This window comes from Ignatzschineria sp. PL_is040, assembly GCF_055813795.1.
The window spans coordinates 1-306 of the sequence record NZ_JBVPGU010000051.1 but is presented as its reverse complement, the minus strand read 5'-3'; the positions used below and the strand labels follow the sequence as shown (position 1 = coordinate 306).

Here is a 306-nt window from a genome sequence, read left to right as displayed (position 1 = left end):
CGGCTAAGCTCAACTTCATAAGCACCACTCTCAGGATCTGCTACTACAGAACCTAAGCTATTGCCCTCTTGATCTTTAACCTCAACCGTTGAACCTGGCTCTGCGTTACCTGTAACAACAAGACCCTCTTCATCGATCTCAGCATTCGGTGCATCAGGTGCAACTGTATCCTTCTCACCGGTTACAGGCGTGCTCTCTGAAGTATTACCCGCTTTATCCGTTGCCGTAACATCAACTGTTTCGCCATCGGTCACTGGGCGGCTAAGCTCAACTTCATAAGCACCACTCTCAGGATCTGCTACTACA

Annotated in this window: 1 protein-coding gene; it reads right to left on the bottom strand. The window is 49.0% G+C overall.

The genetic code is table 11. The features are described from left to right. A partial coding sequence (locus AC0SAP_RS10400) for an Ig-like domain-containing protein (protein ID WP_473384115.1) occupies nt 1-306 on the bottom strand: 306 nt, incomplete at both ends.